20 protein-coding genes and 1 tRNA gene are annotated in these 17,989 nt (G+C 61.8%); 18 read left to right on the forward strand and 3 right to left on the reverse strand.

The annotated features are described in order from the left end of the window. Positions 1-104 precede the first annotated feature (104 nt). From HU760_RS10345 to HU760_RS10375, 7 genes are all read left to right on the forward strand, one after another. On the forward strand, positions 105-1,061 hold the full coding sequence (locus HU760_RS10345; RefSeq protein ID WP_186677455.1) for a sugar ABC transporter substrate-binding protein: 957 nt from the start codon (positions 105-107) through the stop codon (positions 1,059-1,061). A 21-nt stretch (positions 1,062-1,082) separates the two neighbouring features. Then, positions 1,083-2,636, forward strand: coding sequence for a sugar ABC transporter ATP-binding protein (locus HU760_RS10350; protein WP_186677452.1), 1,554 nt, complete (start codon positions 1,083-1,085; stop codon positions 2,634-2,636). After that, positions 2,633-3,628 (forward strand): ABC transporter permease, encoded by a 996-nt coding sequence (locus HU760_RS10355; protein WP_186677449.1) that lies wholly within the window; start codon positions 2,633-2,635, stop codon positions 3,626-3,628. Before HU760_RS10350 ends, HU760_RS10355 begins: the two co-directional genes overlap by 4 nt. 4 nt (positions 3,629-3,632) lie before the next feature. Then, a complete protein-coding gene (locus HU760_RS10360; protein WP_186677446.1) occupies positions 3,633-4,655 on the forward strand; it encodes a LacI family DNA-binding transcriptional regulator in 1,023 nt (340 codons plus the stop codon). Positions 4,656-4,670: 15 nt separating this feature from the next. Next, positions 4,671-5,579 (forward strand): ribokinase, encoded by a 909-nt coding sequence (rbsK, locus tag HU760_RS10365; RefSeq protein WP_186677443.1) that lies wholly within the window; start codon positions 4,671-4,673, stop codon positions 5,577-5,579. Further along, positions 5,576-5,974 carry a D-ribose pyranase gene (gene rbsD, locus HU760_RS10370; RefSeq protein ID WP_186677441.1) on the forward strand — a complete coding sequence of 133 codons (399 nt, stop codon included), beginning with the start codon at positions 5,576-5,578 and terminating at the stop codon, positions 5,972-5,974. The genes rbsK and rbsD overlap by 4 nt, the downstream gene beginning before the upstream one ends. Positions 5,975-6,140: 166 nt before the next feature. Continuing rightward, positions 6,141-7,142: a nucleoside hydrolase gene (locus tag HU760_RS10375; RefSeq protein ID WP_186677438.1), complete on the forward strand. Its 1,002-nt coding sequence runs from the start codon at positions 6,141-6,143 to the stop codon at positions 7,140-7,142. Here the strand turns inward: HU760_RS10375 and HU760_RS10380 are convergent. Next, positions 7,114-7,326 (reverse strand): hypothetical protein, encoded by a 213-nt coding sequence (locus HU760_RS10380; RefSeq protein ID WP_170030407.1) that lies wholly within the window; start codon positions 7,324-7,326, stop codon positions 7,114-7,116. The two genes, HU760_RS10375 and HU760_RS10380, sit on opposite strands and share 29 nt — an antisense overlap. Before the next feature lie 272 nt (positions 7,327-7,598). Between HU760_RS10380 and HU760_RS10385 the strand changes: the two genes are divergently transcribed. Next, positions 7,599-7,919 (forward strand): I78 family peptidase inhibitor, encoded by a 321-nt coding sequence (locus tag HU760_RS10385; RefSeq protein ID WP_186677436.1) that lies wholly within the window; start codon positions 7,599-7,601, stop codon positions 7,917-7,919. An 84-nt stretch (positions 7,920-8,003) separates the two neighbouring features. Here HU760_RS10385 and HU760_RS10390 read toward each other — a convergent pair whose 3' ends face one another. Continuing rightward, entirely contained in the window at positions 8,004-8,216 is a 213-nt protein-coding gene (locus tag HU760_RS10390) for a cold-shock protein (RefSeq protein WP_003250656.1), read from the reverse strand. Positions 8,217-8,378: 162 nt separating this feature from the next. Continuing rightward, complete coding sequence (locus HU760_RS10395) at positions 8,379-8,684, reverse strand: hypothetical protein (protein WP_186677434.1); 306 nt, start codon at positions 8,682-8,684, stop codon at positions 8,379-8,381. Between the two features lie 337 nt (positions 8,685-9,021). Here HU760_RS10395 and thrS point away from each other — a divergent pair, with 337 nt between their 5' ends. The 10 genes from thrS to HU760_RS10445 all read left to right on the forward strand — a co-directional run bounded on the left by thrS (position 9,022) and on the right by HU760_RS10445 (position 17,951). Next, entirely contained in the window at positions 9,022-10,944 is a 1,923-nt protein-coding gene (thrS, locus tag HU760_RS10400; protein WP_186677432.1) for a threonine--tRNA ligase, read from the forward strand. Next, positions 10,944-11,495, forward strand: a complete 552-nt coding sequence (infC, locus tag HU760_RS10405; protein ID WP_013972005.1) for a translation initiation factor IF-3 — start codon at positions 10,944-10,946, stop codon at positions 11,493-11,495. The genes thrS and infC overlap by 1 nt, the downstream gene beginning before the upstream one ends. 61 nt (positions 11,496-11,556) lie before the next feature. Further along, positions 11,557-11,751 (forward strand): 50S ribosomal protein L35, encoded by a 195-nt coding sequence (rpmI, locus tag HU760_RS10410; protein WP_003250667.1) that lies wholly within the window; start codon positions 11,557-11,559, stop codon positions 11,749-11,751. A gap of 27 nt (positions 11,752-11,778) precedes the next feature. Then, positions 11,779-12,135: a 50S ribosomal protein L20 gene (rplT, locus tag HU760_RS10415; protein WP_003250671.1), complete on the forward strand. Its 357-nt coding sequence runs from the start codon at positions 11,779-11,781 to the stop codon at positions 12,133-12,135. Positions 12,136-12,244: 109 nt separating this feature from the next. Then, positions 12,245-13,261 carry a phenylalanine--tRNA ligase subunit alpha gene (pheS, locus tag HU760_RS10420; RefSeq protein WP_110743936.1) on the forward strand — a complete coding sequence of 339 codons (1,017 nt, stop codon included), beginning with the start codon at positions 12,245-12,247 and terminating at the stop codon, positions 13,259-13,261. A 33-nt stretch (positions 13,262-13,294) separates the two neighbouring features. Next, on the forward strand, positions 13,295-15,676 hold the full coding sequence (pheT, locus tag HU760_RS10425) for a phenylalanine--tRNA ligase subunit beta (protein ID WP_186677430.1): 2,382 nt from the start codon (positions 13,295-13,297) through the stop codon (positions 15,674-15,676). Positions 15,677-15,680: 4 nt separating this feature from the next. Beyond that, positions 15,681-15,983 (forward strand): integration host factor subunit alpha, encoded by a 303-nt coding sequence (gene ihfA, locus HU760_RS10430; RefSeq protein WP_003250679.1) that lies wholly within the window; start codon positions 15,681-15,683, stop codon positions 15,981-15,983. Beyond that, positions 15,964-16,320, forward strand: a complete 357-nt coding sequence (locus HU760_RS10435) for a MerR family transcriptional regulator (protein ID WP_170030400.1) — start codon at positions 15,964-15,966, stop codon at positions 16,318-16,320. Before ihfA ends, HU760_RS10435 begins: the two co-directional genes overlap by 20 nt. Before the next feature lie 101 nt (positions 16,321-16,421). After that, positions 16,422-16,498 (forward strand) — tRNA-Pro (locus tag HU760_RS10440). A 667-nt stretch (positions 16,499-17,165) separates the two neighbouring features. Then, positions 17,166-17,951 carry an Abi-alpha family protein gene (locus HU760_RS10445; protein WP_186677427.1) on the forward strand — a complete coding sequence of 262 codons (786 nt, stop codon included), beginning with the start codon at positions 17,166-17,168 and terminating at the stop codon, positions 17,949-17,951. Positions 17,952-17,989: the final 38 nt, after the last annotated feature.

The following is a 17,989-nucleotide window of genomic DNA, read 5'->3' on the forward strand; positions in this document are numbered from 1 at the left end:
TCCGACAGCCAAACGGATTTGACAAACCTCGGTACTGTTTCCATAGTTAGGTATCGCAAACGTTTGCTATCCGATAAAAACCACAAAATTCGGAGTCATCGTCCATGAAGCTGCCGTTCCCCGGTCGTCTGTTGGCCCTCGCTGTCGTTTCCTCGCTGTCTTTCGCCATCCCATTCTCTGCGGCTCATGCAGAAGACAAGCCCAAGGTTGCCCTGGTGATGAAATCACTGGCCAACGAGTTCTTCCGCACCATGGAAGACGGTGCCAAGGACTACCAGAAAGCCCACCCTGACGAATTCGAGCTGATCGCCAACGGCATCAAGAACGAAACCGACACCGGCGAACAGATCCGCATCGTCGAACAGATGGTGAACGCCGGTGCCAAAGCGCTGGTGATCGCCCCGGCCGATTCCAAGGCGCTGGTATCCGCGGTGAAAAAGGCCATGGACCAGGGCGTGGTAGTGATCAATATCGACAACCGCCTGGACCCCGAACTGCTCAAGAGCAAGGGCATCAGCGTGCCGTTCGTTGGCCCCGACAACCGCAAGGGCGCACGCCTGGTTGGCGATTACCTGGCCAACGAGAAGCTCAAGGCCGGCGACCAGGTCGGCATCATCGAAGGCGTACCGACCACCACCAACGCCCAGCAGCGCACCGCCGGCTTCAAGGACGCCATGGACGCTGCGCAGGTCAAGATCGTCTCGGTGCAGAGCGGCAATTGGGAAATCGACAAAGGCAACGCCGTCGCCGCCTCCATGCTCAACGAATACCCGGACCTGAAAGCCCTGCTGGCCGGTAACGACAGCATGGCCCTGGGCGCCGTGTCGGCCGTGCGCGCCGCCGGCAAGGCTGGCCAGGTGCAAGTGGTGGGCTATGACAACATCAATGCCATCAAGCCCATGCTCAAGGATGGCCGCGTGCTCGCCACCCTCGACCAGGCAGCCAGCCAGCAGGCGGTGTACGGCATCCAGGCGGCGCTGAAAATGGTCAAGGGCGAGAAGCCCGAGGTGGATGCCGACAACGTCATCCAGACCCCGGTCCAACTCATCACCAAACCCTGATTGCTGGCGGGAGAAGCGGCCATGCCTGCATCGGCCAACGAAGTGGTGCTCGCCGCCAGCGGCCTGGGCAAGAGCTACGCCCAGCCGGTGCTGGCCGAGGTCAGCCTGAGCCTGCGCGCCGGTGAAGTGCTGGCCCTGACCGGCGAGAACGGCGCCGGCAAGAGCACGCTGTCCAAGCTCATCAGTGGCCTGGCAACACCCACCACCGGGCATATGAGCTATCGCGGCCAGGCCTATGCGCCCGGCAGCCGCAGCGAGGCCGAGCGCCTCGGCGTGCGCATGGTCATGCAGGAGCTGAACCTGCTGCCCACCCTGACCGTGGCGGAAAACCTGTTCCTCGATAACCTGCCCAGCCGCTTCGGCTGGATCAGCCAAAAGCGCCTGCGCCAGCTGGCCACGGCCGCCATGGCCCAGGTCGGCCTCGATGCCATCGACCCGGATACCCCGGTCGGCGAGCTGGGCATCGGCCACCAGCAGATGGTCGAGATCGCCCGCAACCTGATTGGCGACTGCCATGTGCTGATCTTCGACGAACCCACCGCCATGCTCACCGCGCGTGAGGTGGAGCTGCTGTTCACCCAGATCGAACGCCTGCGCCGGCGTGGCGTGGCCATCGTCTACATTTCCCACCGCCTCGAAGAACTGCAGCGCGTGGCCCAGCGCATCGTCGTGCTGCGCGACGGCAGGTTGGTGTGTGACGAGCCGATCCAGCGCTACAGCAGCGCCGAACTGGTCAACCTGATGGTCGGCCGCGAACTGGGCGAGCACATCGACCTGGGCCGTCGGCACATCGGTGCGCCGCTGCTCAGGGTCGACAAGCTCAGCCGCGGTGACAAGGTGCGTGAGGTGTCGTTTGAAGTCAGGGCAGGGGAGATCTTTGGCATCTCCGGCCTGATCGGCGCCGGCCGTACCGAGCTGTTGCGCCTGATCTACGGCGCCGACCGGGCCGACAGCGGCAGTATCGCGCTCGGCCAGCCACCGCAGGCGGTCACCATCGACTCGCCCAAGGCCGCGGTGCAGGCCGGCATCGCCCTGATCACCGAAGACCGCAAAGGCGAGGGCCTGCTGCTGACCCAGTCGATCAGCGCCAATATCGCCCTGGGCAACCTCGGTGCGGTGTCGCGCGCTGGTGTGCTCGATGGCCAGGCCGAGCAGGCCCTGGCCGCCCGGCAGATCCAGGCCATGCGCATTCGCAGTGCCGGCCCGCAGCAGGTGGTTGGCGAGTTGTCCGGCGGCAACCAGCAGAAGGTGGTGATCGGCCGCTGGCTGGAGCGTGATTGCCAGGTGCTGCTGTTCGATGAGCCTACCCGTGGCATCGACGTCGGTGCCAAGTTCGACATCTATGGCCTGCTGGCCGAACTGGCGCGCCAGGGCAAGGCCCTGGTGGTGGTGTCCAGCGACCTGCGCGAGCTGATGCTGATCTGTGACCGCATTGCCGTGCTCTCGGCCGGACGCCTGATCGACACCTTCGAGCGTGACCATTGGAGCCAGGACCAGCTGCTGGCCGCCGCCTTTGCCGGTTATCAGAAACGTGACGCACTGCTGCATGATGCAGCCCCCAGGATGGATGCATGAAAACCACCCCGCTCGACAGCCAGGGCGCCGCACCGCTGCGCCGCAGTGGCACCTACTTTGGCCTGGGTACCTACCTGGGCCTGGCCGGCGCGTTGCTGGCAATGATCGTGCTGTTCTCGTTCCTCAGCAGCCACTTCTGGTCGTACAACACCTTCAGTACCCTCGCCAACCAGATCCCCGACCTGATGGTGCTGGCGGTGGGCATGACCTTCGTGCTGATCATCGGTGGCATCGACCTGTCGGTGGGCTCGGTGCTGGCGCTGGCCGCCTCGACCGTCAGCGTGGCGATCCTTGGCTGGGGCTGGGGCATGCTGCCCGCCGCCCTGCTGGGCATGGCCGTGGCGGCGCTGGCCGGCAGCATCACTGGCGGCGTTACCGTGGCCTGGCGCATCCCGTCGTTCATCGTTTCGCTCGGCGTGCTGGAAATGGCCCGTGGCCTGGCCTACCAGTTCACCGACTCGCGCACCGCCTATATCGGCGACACCTATGCCTGGTTCTCCAACCCTGTCGCGTTCGGCATCTCGCCGGCGTTCATCATCGCCTTGCTGGTGATCGTGCTGGCCCAGCTGGTGCTGACGCGTACGGTGTTTGGCCGATACCTGATCGGCATCGGCACCAACGAAGAGGCCGTGCGCCTGGCCGGCATCGATCCGCGCCCCTACAAGGTGCTGGTGTTCGCCCTGATGGGCCTGCTTGCCGGGCTGGCCGCGCTGTTCCAGATCTCGCGCCTGGAGGCAGCCGACCCCAACGCCGGCGCCGGCCTTGAGCTGCAGGTGATCGCCGCCGTGGTGATTGGCGGCACCAGCCTGATGGGCGGGCGTGGCTCGGTCATCAGTACCTTTTTCGGCGTGCTGATCATTTCCGTGCTGGCCGCCGGCTTGGCGCAGATCGGTGCCAGCGAGCCGACCAAACGCATCATCACCGGGGCGGTGATCGTCATCGCCGTGGTGCTCGACACTTACCGTAGCCGGCGTGCGGGCCGGCGGAACTGAAAACATGGCAACCATCAAAGACGTCGCGGCACTGGCGGGCATTTCCTACACCACCGTGTCGCATGTGCTGAACAAGACCCGCCCGGTCAGCGAACAGGTGCGGCTGAAGGTCGAAGCCGCCATTGCCGAGCTCGACTACGTGCCCAGCGCCGTGGCGCGTTCGTTGAAGGCACGCAGCACCGCCACCATCGGCCTGCTGGTGCCCAACAGTGTCAACCCGTACTTCGCCGAGCTGGCGCGGGGTATCGAGGATGCCTGTGAACGCAACGGCTATTGCGTGATCCTGTGCAATTCCGATGACAACCCGCAGAAGCAGCGCAGCTACCTGCGTGTGTTGCTGGAAAAGCGCATCGACGGCCTGGTGGTGGCCTCGGTGGGCCAGGACAGCGACCTGCTGCAAAGCCTGGCCGGGGTGCGCACGCCGATGGTCATCGTCGACCGCGAACTGGAGGGCGTGGAAGCCGACCTGGTGCGCATCGACCACGAACTGGGCGCCTACCTGGCCACCCGCCACCTGCTGGAGCTTGGCCACCGTGACATCGCCTACATCGGCGGCCCCGCCGAAACCGGGGTGTCCCAGCTGCGCCTGAGCGGCTTTCGGCGCGCCATGGCCGAGGCCGGCGTAGCGGCCGAGGGCAACCGCGTGCTGCACTGCGACTTCACCAGCCCGGGCGGTTATGCGGCGGCGGCGCAAGTGCTGCAGGGCAAGCGGCCAACGGCGATTTTCGCCGGCAACGACATGATCGGTTTCGGTGTGCTGCGCGCCGCGGCCGAACGCCAGCTCAACGTGCCCGCCGAGCTGTCGGTGATCGGCTTCGACGACATCGAGCTCAGCCGTTATGTGTATCCGCCGCTGACCACCGTGGGCCAGTCGATCCGCGAGCTGGGCGAAAGCGCCGCCTCGCTGTTGCTGGCGCGCATCGGTACCCCTCGGCAGGGGGCGCCGGAACAACGCATCGTCGCCCCGCGCCTGGTGCTGCGCGAGTCCACCGGGCCACGCCCGGACCTGTTCAATGATTACCGCTAACGCTAAGGAAATGTCATGAGTGCCAAGGTCGTGGTGGTCGGGAGCCTCAACATGGACCTGGTGGCCCGCGCCCAGCGCCTGCCCCGGGCCGGCGAAACGCTCCCCGGCGAAAGCTTTTTCACCGTGCCTGGCGGCAAGGGCGCCAACCAGGCCGTGGCCGTGGCGCGCCTGGGTGGCAGCGTGGCCATGATCGGCAACGTCGGTGACGATGCCTACGGCCAGCAACTGCGCCAGGCCTTGTATGTAGAAGGCGTCGATTGCCGGGCGATCGAAACCTGCCCGGGCGTGTCCAGCGGTGTGGCGCTGATCACCGTGGATGCGGCCAGCCAGAACTGCATCGTCATCATCCCGGGCGGCAATGGCCTGCTGACACCCCGGTCGGTGCAACGCTTCGATGCGCTGCTGCAGGCGGCCGAGATCATCATCTGCCAGCTGGAGGTGCCGGCCGAAACCGTGGCCTGGACCTTGGCCAGGGGGCATGAACTGGGCAAGCAGGTCATCCTCAACCCGGCGCCCGCCACCGGCCCGCTGCCAGCCGACTGGTTCGCGCATATCGACTACCTCACCCCCAACGAAAGCGAGGCCGAGGCCCTGAGCGGTGTGGCGGTGACCGACCTGGACAGTGCCCGGCGCGCCGGCGAGCGCTTGCTGCAGCTGGGTGCGGGCAAGGTGATCATTACCCTGGGCGCGCAAGGGGCGTTGCTGGTCACGGCCCAGGGCCACCGGCATTTCCCCGCACCGGTGGTGCAGCCGCTGGATACCACCGCTGCCGGCGACACCTTCATTGGTGGCTTTGCCGCTGGCCTGGTACGCGGCCTGGAGGAGGGCGACGCCATTGCCTTTGGCCAGCGCGCCGCAGCGTTGTCGGTTACCCGCGCCGGTGCCCAGCCGTCGATTCCCTACCTGGCGGAGCTTGCGCCATGAAGAAAACCCCGCTGCTGAACGTTGCCCTGTCACGTACCATTGCCGGCATGGGGCATGGCGACATCCTGGTGATCGGCGATGCCGGGTTGCCGGTACCGCCAGGTGTCGAACTGATCGACCTGGCCGTGACGCCTGGCCTGCCGGATTTCGCCAGTGTATTGCGCGTGGTGTTGAGCGAACTGCAGGTGGAGCGCCACGTGCTGGCCGAAGAGATGCAGAAAGTGGTGCCGCCGGCGCTGGTCGAGATCGAGCGGCTCAAAGGCAAGCTGGGCAAGCGTGAATGGCTGAGCCATGAGGATTTCAAGGTGCTGTCGCGCAGCGCGCGTGCGCTGGTGCGCACCGGCGAGTGCCAGCCCTACAGCAACATCGCGCTGATTTCCGGCGTCACGTTCTAACCGTCAAGACACGCTGTTTTTGTGGGAGCGGCCTTGTGTCGCGATGGGGCGCGAAGCGGCCCCGGCAATGTTGGCTGCGAAGCTGAAAACCTGGGGCCGCTTCACGCCCCATCGCGACGCAAGGCCGCTCTTGCAGACCTTCGCTTTGGCAACAGGAGTGCCACCCATGCTCAAACCCCTGCTACAAGGAATCGCCTTCATGGCCACCGCCGCTACCGCCCAGGCCGCCCCCATCGACCTGATCATCGACAGCGACCCCGGCGCCGACGACGTGGTCGCGCTGTTCCTGGCCATGGCCTCGCCCGATGAACTGAACATCCGCGCCATCACCACCGTGGCTGGTAACGTGCGCCTGGAAAAAACCTCGCGCAATGCCCGCCTGGCTTGCGAATGGGCTGGCCGCGATGACATCCCGGTGTATGCCGGTGCCGGCCGCCCGCTGGTGCGCAAGCCGATCTACGCCGCCGAAGTGCATGGCGAGGAAGGCCTCACCGGTGTCGAGGTCGGGGAACCGAAAGCGCCCTTGGCCCAGGGCAACGCCGTGCAATACCTGGTCGACACCCTCGGCGCCGCCAAGCCGCACAGCATCACCATCGCCATGCTCGGCCCGCAGACCAACCTGGCCCTGGCGCTGGTCCAGCGCCCGGACATCGTCAAAGGCATCAAGCAGGTGGTGGTCATGGGCGGTGCCCACTTCAACGGCGGCAACATCACGCCGGCGGCGGAATTCAACCTGTACGCCGACCCGCATGCTGCCGAAGTGGTGCTGGCCAGCGGCGTGCAACTGACCTACCTGCCGCTGGACGTCACCCACAAGCTACTGACCAGTGACGCCCGCCTCAAGCAGCTGGCAGCCGTGAACAACCAGGCCAGCCAGCGCGTGGTGGACATACTCAACGCCTACATCACCCACGACATGGACCTGTACGGCATGCCTGGCGGCCCGGTGCACGACGCCAGCGTCATCGCCTATCTGCTCAAGCCCGAGCTGTTCAGCGGCCGGCGCATCCATATGAGCATCGACAGCCGCGAAGGCCCCACCTTCGGCCAGACCATTGCCGACTGGTACGGTGTGCTCAAGCAGCCTGCCAACGTGATGTGGGTGCAGGAGGGCGATGCCCAGGGCCTGTTCGACCTGCTCAGCGCCCGTTTGGCCCGATTGGAATAGCCGCATGCGGCGCGTAGCGTTCGAACACCTGGTCGATGAAGCTGCGCGCCGCCTCGCTGCCGCGGTCGCGCACCAGCAGGTCGATGGCAATCAGTAGCAACTCTTCTGGTGTTCCGGGGCTGTACGCGCTCTGGCCTTCGGCCCATTTGACCTTGATATCGGCAACAATGCTGTGGCTGCTCATTAACGCTCTCATTGGGGGCCCGGACGAAGGACGAACACTGACCCTGGTGTTCGATGGAGGCGGGGTGCGCTCCACTTCTTGCACTAAATCATGACTTTGCGTCATTGACCTTGCGACTTAAGCATATGGCAAATGCGGCGGCTTGTGCAAAATCCGGTCACGATTGCTTTTTCGCCTGTGCCGCCTGGTTGAGGCAAACTTGACCGGTTTTGCAACAAAAGAACAGTGGAACTGTCGGATCAGGCAGTTTCCGGACCGAATTAGGAGGCTTCATGTTCCGTACCCGTGCTTACCTGGCAACCCTGGCGGTCGCTGCTGTCCTGGCTGGTTGCAGCACTGGTGGCAATGCTGGTGGTGGCGCTACGCCGGCCGCGCCGGCTGGCAACGATGGCCGCTGCGAAGCCAGCGGCGCCGACTTCACCCTTGGCAAGCCGGCCAGCGCCGAATTGCTGGAGCAGGCGCGCAAGGCCAGTGGCTCGCAGATGGCGCGCATTCTCAAGCCGCACGATGTGGTCACCCTGGAGTACCGCTCCGAGCGCCTGAACCTGAATGTGGACGAGCAGGGCAAGGTGACCCGGGTCAACTGCGGTTGACCCAGCCCTGAAGGCCGCTCCCACAAAGAAAGGCGGCCATAAAAAAACCCGCCACAAGGGCGGGTTTTTCTACAGCTATCCGAATTACTCCGGACGAACCTGTGCAGCCTGCATGCCCTTCTGGCCGCGCTCGGCGACGAAGGAAACAGTCTGGCCTTCTTTCAGGCTCTTGAAGCCGTCGGATTCGATGGCCTTGAAGTGAACGAACAGGTCGTCGCCGCCGCCTGCTGGGGTGATGAAGCCGTAGCCTTTCTCATCATTGAACCATTTGACGGTGCCTTGTTGGCGATTGGACATGGGTGAATCTCCAGAACATTTAGTTTTTTCAGTGGTGCAATGCGGCCGAGGCTACGGAGCACGGGACACATCATAGTCTAATTCTGCACATCTAGCGCCTTTTACCTTCGCAGGATATTGATCCAGCGCAAAGAATGGCTGGCCTGCTCTGGCTGTAAGGTTTCAGCTCTTCGGTGCGCAGGCTCGTTTCACCACGGTCTGCGCCTTCTGCATCAGCTTGGCATCGACACCATCCTTGCTGTCCAGGTCGGCGATTTCCGCGTCGGTGAAATTCTTTTTGATGGCTTGGGCACCGCAATCGCAGTGCTTTTTCGCGGTTGCGGCGTCAACGCCCTGGCCGCTGGCCACCTGGGTGCACTGGGTCATGTAGGCGGCCTCCTTCCCGGCTGGGAAGTTGCCGGCGTTTGCAGCCACGGGCAGCAGCAGGGCGCCAGCGGCCGCCAGGGCCAGAAGAGACGGAACTCGCATAACCAGTTACTCCTTGGGTAAATGTCTCATCAAGAGTAGGTTGCTTCCCAAGGTCTGATAGGAAATTTTCCGTGTAAGTTCACCCAAACGGCGTAATTTCCAAATATTTCTGCGTGGCGCCCAACCCGCGTGCTAGCATGCCCGGCTTGTGGTCGCGCCGTTGCGCGCCGCAGCTATCTTTTTTCTTTCCAGTCACTCTGGTTCGTCCCCCGCAAGCCGAAAGGCTTCTGCCACTGTGAGGCAGGCTTCCTGTGCAGGAAGGCAGGTCGGATCTTGTACTGGCTCATCCCAACCCACGTGACCTTTGGTAGGGGTCACCACTAGGAGAGGAGGCGCCATGCCCGTTATTACTCTTCCCGATGGCAGTCAACGTTCGTTCGATCATGCCGTATCCGTAGCCGAAGTCGCCGCTTCCATCGGCGCCGGCCTGGCCAAGGCCACCGTGGCCGGCAAGGTCGACGGCAAGCTGGTCGATGCCTGCGACCTGATCCACAACGACGCCACCCTGCAGATCATCACCCCTAAAGATGAAGAGGGACTGGAGATCATCCGCCACTCGTGTGCCCACCTGGTCGGCCACGCGGTGAAGCAGCTGTACCCGAGCGCCAGGATGGTCATCGGCCCGGTCATCGACGAAGGCTTCTACTACGACATCGCCTACGAGCGCCCCTTCACCCCTGAAGACATGGCCGCCATCGAAAAGCGCATGATGGAGCTGATCGACAAGGACTACGACGTGGTCAAGAAGATGACCCCGCGTGCCGAGGTCATCGACGTGTTCAAGGCCCGTGGCGAAGACTACAAGCTGCGCCTGGTCGAAGACATGCCGGACGAGCAGGCCATGGGCCTGTACTACCACGAAGAATACGTCGACATGTGCCGCGGCCCGCACGTGCCGAACACCCGCTTCCTCAAGGCGTTCAAGCTGACCAAGCTGTCCGGCGCCTACTGGCGCGGTGATGCCAAGAACGAGCAGCTGCAACGTGTGTACGGCACCGCCTGGGCCGACAAGAAGCAGCTGGCCGCGTACATCCAGCGCATCGAAGAAGCCGAAAAACGCGACCACCGCAAGATCGGCAAGCAGCTCGACCTGTTCCACCTGCAGGAAGAAGCCCCGGGCATGGTGTTCTGGCATGCCAACGGCTGGACCGTGTACCAGGTGCTCGAGCAGTACATGCGCCAGGTACAGCGCGCCAACGGCTACCAGGAAATCAAGACCCCGCAAGTGGTCGACCGCATTCTCTGGGAGCGTTCCGGCCACTGGTCCAACTACGCCGAGAACATGTTCACCACCTCGTCGGAAAGCCGCGACTACGCGGTGAAACCGATGAACTGCCCGTGCCACGTGCAGGTGTTCAACCAGGGCCTGAAGAGCTACCGTGACCTGCCGCTGCGCCTGGCCGAGTTCGGTGCCTGCCACCGTAACGAGCCGTCCGGCGCCCTGCACGGCATCATGCGCGTGCGTGGCTTCGTGCAGGACGACGCGCACATCTTCTGCACCGAAGAGCAGGTGAAGAAGGAAGCCGCCGACTTCATCAAGCTGACCCTGGACGTGTACAAGGACTTCGGCTTCACCGACATCGCCATGAAGCTGTCGACCCGCCCCGCCAAGCGCGTCGGTTCCGAAGAGCTGTGGGACCGTGCCGAAGGTGCACTGGCCGACGCCCTGAACGAATCGGGCCTGGAGTGGGAATACCAGCCGGGCGAGGGCGCCTTCTACGGGCCGAAGATCGAGTTCACCCTGCGCGACTGCCTCGGCCGTAACTGGCAGTGCGGTACCCTGCAGTACGACCCGAACCTGCCCGAGCGCCTGGATGCCAGCTACATCGCCGAAGACAACAGCCGGGTGCGCCCGGTCATGCTGCACCGTGCCATCCTCGGTTCGTTCGAGCGCTTCATCGGCATGCTGATCGAGCACTATGCCGGGGTGTTCCCGGCCTGGCTGGCGCCAACCCAGGCGGTGATCATGAACATCACCGACAAACAGGCCGATTTCGCCCTCGAGGTGGAAAATACCCTGAACGGTAGCGGTTTCCGTGCCAAGTCGGACTTGAGAAATGAGAAGATCGGCTTTAAAATCCGCGAGCATACTTTGCTCAAGGTCCCGTACCTTTTGGTTATAGGGGATCGCGAAGTCGAAACGCAGACCGTCGCCGTACGCACCCGTGAAGGCAAAGACCTCGGCTCCATGCCGGTGGCTGAATTCACGCAGCTGCTCAACAGCGCTGTTGCCCAGCGCGGTCGCCTAGAATCGGAGTAATGACTATTAAGCGTGAAATGAGAAACGATAAACGAACTGCACCGAAAGCCCCGATCAACGAGAATATCTCGGCACGCGAGGTTCGGTTAATTGGCGCTGACGGCGAGCAGATTGGCATCGTCTCGATTGATGAAGCGCTTCGTATCGCTGATGAAGCGAAGCTGGATCTGGTGGAAATTTCTGCCGACGCGCAGCCGCCCGTCTGCAAGGTGATGGACTACGGCAAGCACCTCTTCGAGAAGAAGAAGCAGGCCAACGAAGCCAAGAAAAACCAGAAGCAGATCCAGATTAAAGAAATCAAGTTTCGTCCAGGGACGGAAGAAGGGGATTACCAGGTAAAACTACGCAACCTGGTACGTTTCCTTACCGATGGGGACAAGGCCAAGATCTCTCTGAGATTCCGCGGCCGTGAGATGGCCCACCAGGAGCTGGGCATGGAACTGTTGAAGCGGGTCGAAGCCGACCTCGCCGAATACGGCTCCGTTGAGCAGCATCCTAAGATGGAAGGACGCCAGCTTATGATGGTCATCGCCCCCAAAAAGAAGAAGTAATCTCCCGGGCACGGCAGGCCTGATGATTATTGTGTAATTTTATCGAATGCGGAGTTCCAACATGCCAAAAATGAAAACCAAGAGCGGTGCTGCGAAGCGCTTCCTGAAGACCGCTTCCGGCTTCAAGCACAAGCACGCTTTCAAGAGCCACATCCTGACCAAAATGTCGACCAAGCGTAAGCGTCAACTGCGCGGTGCCAGCCTGCTGCACCCGTCTGACGTGGCAAAAGTCGAGCGCATGCTGCGCGTACGTTAATTCTGGTTTAGATAGAGGAAGTTACTCATGGCTCGTGTTAAGCGTGGCGTCATCGCTCGTAAGCGTCACAAGAAAATTCTGAAACTGGCTAAAGGCTACTACGGTGCACGCTCGCGCGTATTCCGCGTTGCCAAGCAGGCGGTCATCAAGGCTGGTCAATATGCCTACCGTGACCGTCGTCAGAAGAAGCGTCAGTTCCGCGCACTGTGGATCGCTCGTATCAACGCCGGTGCCCGCACCAACGGTCTGTCCTACAGCCGTCTGATTGCTGGCCTGAAAAAGGCTTCGATCGAAATCGACCGTAAGGTTCTGGCCGATCTGGCAGTGAACGAAAAAGCGGCGTTTGCTGCGATTGTCGAGAAAGCTAAAGCCGTTCTGGCTTAAGTACCCGCGACAATCACCCGGCGGCGCCAGCGCCGTCGGGCATTGAACGTCATCGATAGGGGAAGAGCCTTCAAAGCTCTTCCCCTATTTTCGTATCTGGAGTCTGTACATGGAAAACCTGGATGCGCTGGTCTCCCAAGCCCTGGAAGCTGTGGAGCGCGCTGAAGACATCAATGCCCTGGAACAGATCCGGGTTAATTATCTCGGCAAGAAGGGCGAACTGACCCAGGTGATGAAGACCCTGGGCAACCTGCCAGCCGAAGAGCGGCCGAAAGTCGGCGCGCTGATCAACGACGCCAAAGAGCGCGTTACCGTGGTGCTCAATGCCCGCAAGGCGGCCTTCGAAGAAGCCGAGCTCAGCGCTCGCCTGGCGGCCGAATGCATTGACGTCACCCTGCCAGGCCGCGGCCAGGCCACCGGTGGCCTGCACCCGATCACCCGTACACTCGAGCGCATCGAGCAGTTCTTCACCCACATTGGCTACGGCATTGCCGAAGGCCCCGAGGTGGAAGACGACTACCACAACTTCGAAGCGCTCAACATCCCTGGCCACCACCCGGCGCGGGCGATGCACGACACCTTCTACTTCAATGCCAACATGCTGCTGCGCACCCACACCTCGCCGGTGCAGGTGCGGACCATGGAGTCCACCCAGCCGCCGATCCGCATTGTCTGCCCGGGCCGCGTATACCGTTGCGACTCGGATATCACCCACTCGCCGATGTTCCACCAGGTCGAAGGCCTGCTGATCGATCGCGACATCAACTTCGCCGACCTCAAGGGCACCATCGAAGAGTTCCTGCGGGTGTTCTTCGAGAAAGAACTGGCGGTGCGTTTCCGCCCATCGTTCTTCCCGTTCACCGAGCCGTCCGCCGAAGTCGACATCCAGTGCGTGATGTGTTCCGGCAAAGGCTGCCGCGTGTGCAAGCAGACCGGCTGGCTGGAAGTGATGGGTTGCGGCATGGTGCACCCGAACGTGCTGCGCATGTCCGGCATCGACCCGGAAGAATTCCAAGGCTTCGCCTTCGGCATGGGCGCCGAGCGCCTGGCCATGCTGCGCTATGGCGTCAACGATTTGCGTCTGTTCTTCGACAACGACCTGCGGTTCTTAGCCCAATTCCGCTAGGCCAATCGACGCAATTTCCAGGAGAAGAACAGCATGAAATTCAGTGAACAGTGGCTGCGCGGTTGGGTAAACCCGCAAGTCTCCCGTGACGAACTGGTCGCCCGCCTGTCCATGGCCGGCCTCGAAGTCGACAGCGTCACCCCCGCTGCCGGCCAGTTCAGCGGCATCGTCGTGGGCGAGATCCTTGCCACCGAACAACACCCGGACGCCGACAAGCTGCGCGTGTGCCAGGTCAGCAACGGCCAGGAAACCTTCCAGGTGGTGTGCGGCGCCCCCAACGTCCGCCCAGGCATCAAGATCCCGTTCGCCATGATCGGCGCCGAACTGCCCGGCGACTTCAAGATCAAGAAGGCCAAGCTGCGCGGCGTCGAGTCCTTCGGCATGCTGTGCTCGGCTGCCGAGCTGCAGATCAGCGAAGAGAACGACGGCCTGCTGGAACTGGCCGCCGACGCCCCGGTAGGTGAAGACATTCGCCAGTACCTGAGCCTGGACGACGCCAGCATCGAGATCGGCCTGACCCCGAACCGCGGTGACTGCCTGTCCATCGCCGGCCTGGCCCGCGACGTCAGCGCCTTGTACGACACCCCGGTCACCCGCCCGGCAGTGCCAGCCGTAGCGGCTGCCCACGACGAAGTGCGCCCGGTCGAAGTCAGCGCCCCGGCGGCCTGCCCACGCTACCTGGGCCGCGTCATCCGCAACGTCGACCTGAGCAAGCCGACCCCGCTGTGGATGGTCGAGCGCCTGCGCCGCAGCGACGTGCGCAGCATCGACGCTGCCGTCGACATCACCAACTACGTGATGCTCGAACTCGGCCAGCCGATGCACGCCTTCGACCTGGCAGAAATCAACGGCGGCATCCGCGTACGCATGGCCGAAGAAGGCGAGAAGCTGGTGCTGCTCGACGGCCAGGAAGTGGCCCTGCGCGCCGACACCCTGGTCATCGCCGACCACACCCGCGCCCTGGCCATCGCCGGCGTCATGGGTGGCGAGCACAGCGGTGTGAACACCGAAAAAACCCGCGACCTGTTCCTGGAAAGCGCCTTCTTCGAGCCGATTTCCGTCGCTGGTAAAGCCCGTTCCTACGGCCTGCACACCGATGCCTCGCACCGCTACGAGCGCGGCGTCGACTCGCAGCTGGCCCGCGAAGCCATGGAGCGCGCCACCCAGCTGCTGCTGGACATCGTCGGCGGCGAAGCCGGCCCGGTGGTCGAAGCCGTCAGCGAACAGCACCTGCCGCAAGTCGCCCCGGTGACCCTGCGCGCCGAACGCATCACCCAGATGCTCGGCATGGAAATGGACCCCGCCCAGGTCGAGCAACTGCTCAACGCCCTGGAGCTGACCACCACCAAGAGCGGGGAAGGGCAGTGGACGGTGAACGTGCCGAGCCACCGCTTCGACATCAGCCTGGAAGTGGACCTGATCGAAGAGCTGGCTCGCCTGTACGGCTACAACAACCTGCCGGTACGCTACCCGCAAGCCCGCCTGGCGCCGCAAGGCAAGCCGGAAACCCGCGGCGACCTGCCGACCCTGCGCCGCCTGCTGGTTGCCCGCGGCTACCAGGAAGCCATCACCTACAGCTTCATCGACCCGAAACTGTTCGAACTGTTCAGCCCGGGCGTAGAGCCGCTGCTGCTGGCCAACCCGATCTCCAGCGACATGGCCGCCATGCGCGCCTCGCTGTGGCCGGGCCTGGTCAAGGCCCTGCAGCACAACCTGAACCGCCAGCAAGACCGCGTGCGCCTGTTCGAAAGCGGCCTGCGCTTCGTCGGCCAGCTCGGCGACCTGCAGCAGCAACCGATGATCGCTGGCGTGGTCACCGGCAGCCGCCTGCCGGAAGGCTGGGCCAACGGCCGCGACGGCGTCGACTTCTTCGACGTGAAGACCGACGTGGAAGCCCTGCTGGGCTACTCCGGCGCGCTGAGCGACTTCACCTTCAGCGCCGGCAAGCACCCAGCCCTGCACCCAGGCCAGACTGCCGCCATCGAGCGTGACGGCAAGCTGGTTGGCTACCTCGGCGCCATCCACCCAGAGCTGGCCAAGGCCCTGGACCTGGACCGCCCGGTGTTCCTCTTCGAGTTGGTGCTGGGTGACGTGGTCGAAGGCCGCCTGCCGAAGTTCAGCGAGCTGTCCAAGTTCCCGGAAACCCGTCGTGACCTGGCTTTGATCGCAGGACGTGATGTAGCTTCTAGCGCGGTGCTTGAAGTAATTCGTGACAATGCAGGCGAATGGCTCACAGACCTCAGGCTGTTTGATGTCTACCAGGGTAAAGGCATTGATCCTGATAGAAAAAGCCTGGCCGTCGGCTTGACCTGGCAGCATCCATCGCGCACTCTTAACGACGATGAGGTGAACGCCGCACTGCAAAACATCCTCACCTCGCTCGAACAAAGGTTGAACACCACGTTAAGGAAATAACGGCATGGGTGCTCTGACGAAAGCTGAGATGGCCGAAAGGCTGTACGAGGAGCTAGGGCTTAACAAGCGTGAGGCCAAGGAGCTGGTCGAGCTGTTTTTCGAAGAAATTCGGCACGCACTTGAAGAGAACGAGCAGGTCAAGCTGTCCGGTTTCGGCAACTTCGACCTTCGCGACAAACGCCAGCGGCCGGGCCGCAACCCCAAGACTGGGGAAGAAATCCCGATCACCGCACGGCGCGTCGTCACCTTTCGTCCAGGGCAGAAGTTGAAGGCCCGGGTTGAGGCCTATGCTGGAACCAAGCCATAACGACGAACTGCCCCCCATACCGGGCAAAAGGTACTTCACCATCGGTGAGGTGAGTGAGCTTTGTGCGGTAAAACCGCACGTGCTGCGGTATTGGGAGCAGGAGTTTGACCAGCTCAATCCCGTGAAGCGGCGGGGGAACCGGCGGTATTATCAGCGCCAGGACGTGCTGATGATTCGCCAGATTCGTGCGCTGCTTTATGACCAGGGCTTTACCATTGGTGGGGCGCGGTTGAGGCTCTCCAGTGAGGAGGCCAAGGATGAGTCGAGCCAGTACAAGCAGCTGATTCGGCAGATGATTGTCGAGTTGGAGGATGTGTTGGTGGTGTTGAAGAAGTGACCTGGTTGGTGGTGAATGAAATTTTTTTTGAGAAAAAGCTTTCATTTATCAGGAGGTTAGGGTAAATTCTTCAGCGTTCTCAGAGGTTGTGAGAATGTAGTCGGGGCGTAGCGCAGCCCGGTAGCGCACTTGCATGGGGTGCAAGGGGTCGAGTGTTCGAATCACTCCGTCCCGACCAAAAAACTCCAAAGAATCCAGGTACTTACGAGTACCTGGATTTTTTTTATGCGCGATAATTTTAGGTCTCATCCATTTTAGGGCACACGAAGGGCACATCACGTTGGATGATGTGTTAGCTGAGCTTTGTGTGCCACGCCACGATCCCATCATAGCGATCGGCCGTCCAAATATGGGGGCCTTGTCGTGCGCATGTCGTGAGGGATGCTGCCCAGCGTCCCGCCACGCTTAACAGGCGCAAAGCTGACGCGAAACGTTGGGCCGATGGTGAGCTGTGCTCGCTTACTGTGAGGCCTGGGCGAAGCCTACAGTGTGTTGCTAGACAGGTTTCAGTGGTCCATGGAGTGCAGGCTACGCTCACCGATACAGCTGCGGGTAACCGCGAATTTGCTCTCGTAACGTTTTTTTTCACGGTAACGCACGGTACCTTACCGAAAGAAATTGCGTTACACGCGGGGATCAGGGCTCTAGAAAGATAAGGTGCAGCTTGCACGGGCGTATGCACCAAGCAACATTTTCACTTACTGATCGTTAGAAATAAGCCCATTGCCTGACGCTGGCGCAGAGCTGAATGCTGTGACTTTTGATGCTATTTTACATTGCGTGGTTGTGGATCCGCAGATGGCTTACAAGGCGAGCTGGTGTCATTTATTGTCATGGAGGAATGTATGCTTGATGTTAATGTGGAGCTTCCTGCCCAAGCTGGTGAGGTGGCGAAGGAGGCATATTCAGATGGCGTGAAAGACACCATTCGCGAAATTTCCAAGATTGGTGTGGACGCAGCTAAAACCTTGAGACTCGCCCTAGCGCCCTTGCAGTTTTCGGCGATGCTGCAAGATAGGGTTGCCATGTTTTTCAAGCGCGCAGCGTTCAGAGCACCTTCAGAACATAGAATTTGCCCTGCGCCGTGCTTGGCTTTGCCTATTTTGGAGAAAGTGCGATACCAAGAAGATGGCGATCTACTGACTGAAATCTACGTGGAGCTTCTCTCCGCTGGATTCGATAGGTCTCGGGTGGGAGATGCCCATCCTGCATTCTTGACCATAATTTCTCAACTATCACCTGATGAAATAAGGGTGATTGATTCGCTTGCAGAGTCCAAGCCAAAAAATTACTTTGGCCGAGCGACGTCGGACTGGTCTAACTCATCTAAAGGTATCGTAGAGCATCTTAACCGACAGGGGATTAAGTCGACTGATATTGAATGGGATTCTGTATTGGTCCCAGATAAACTCTTGTGGCCAATGCATCTACAAGTTTACATTGGACATTTGCACTCTCTGGGGCTGCTCGAATATGTAAACGATCCGGAGTACACACTGGCGCGTGGTTTGAGTCACCACAATGAGTGCTGGGCTGTCACCCTGACCGGGTTTGGCTCATTGTTTTACCGCGCGTGCGTTAAAGAAGTCTCGGTGGAAAGCTTCGCAGTTACTCCCCAAGATCGTATTTGATCTGCTGGGTGATTACATACAGCCTATCGCTCAACAGC

Origin of the sequence: Pseudomonas oryzicola, from assembly GCF_014269185.2 — a bacterium.
Classification (GTDB): Bacteria; Pseudomonadota; Gammaproteobacteria; order Pseudomonadales; family Pseudomonadaceae; genus Aquipseudomonas; species Aquipseudomonas oryzicola.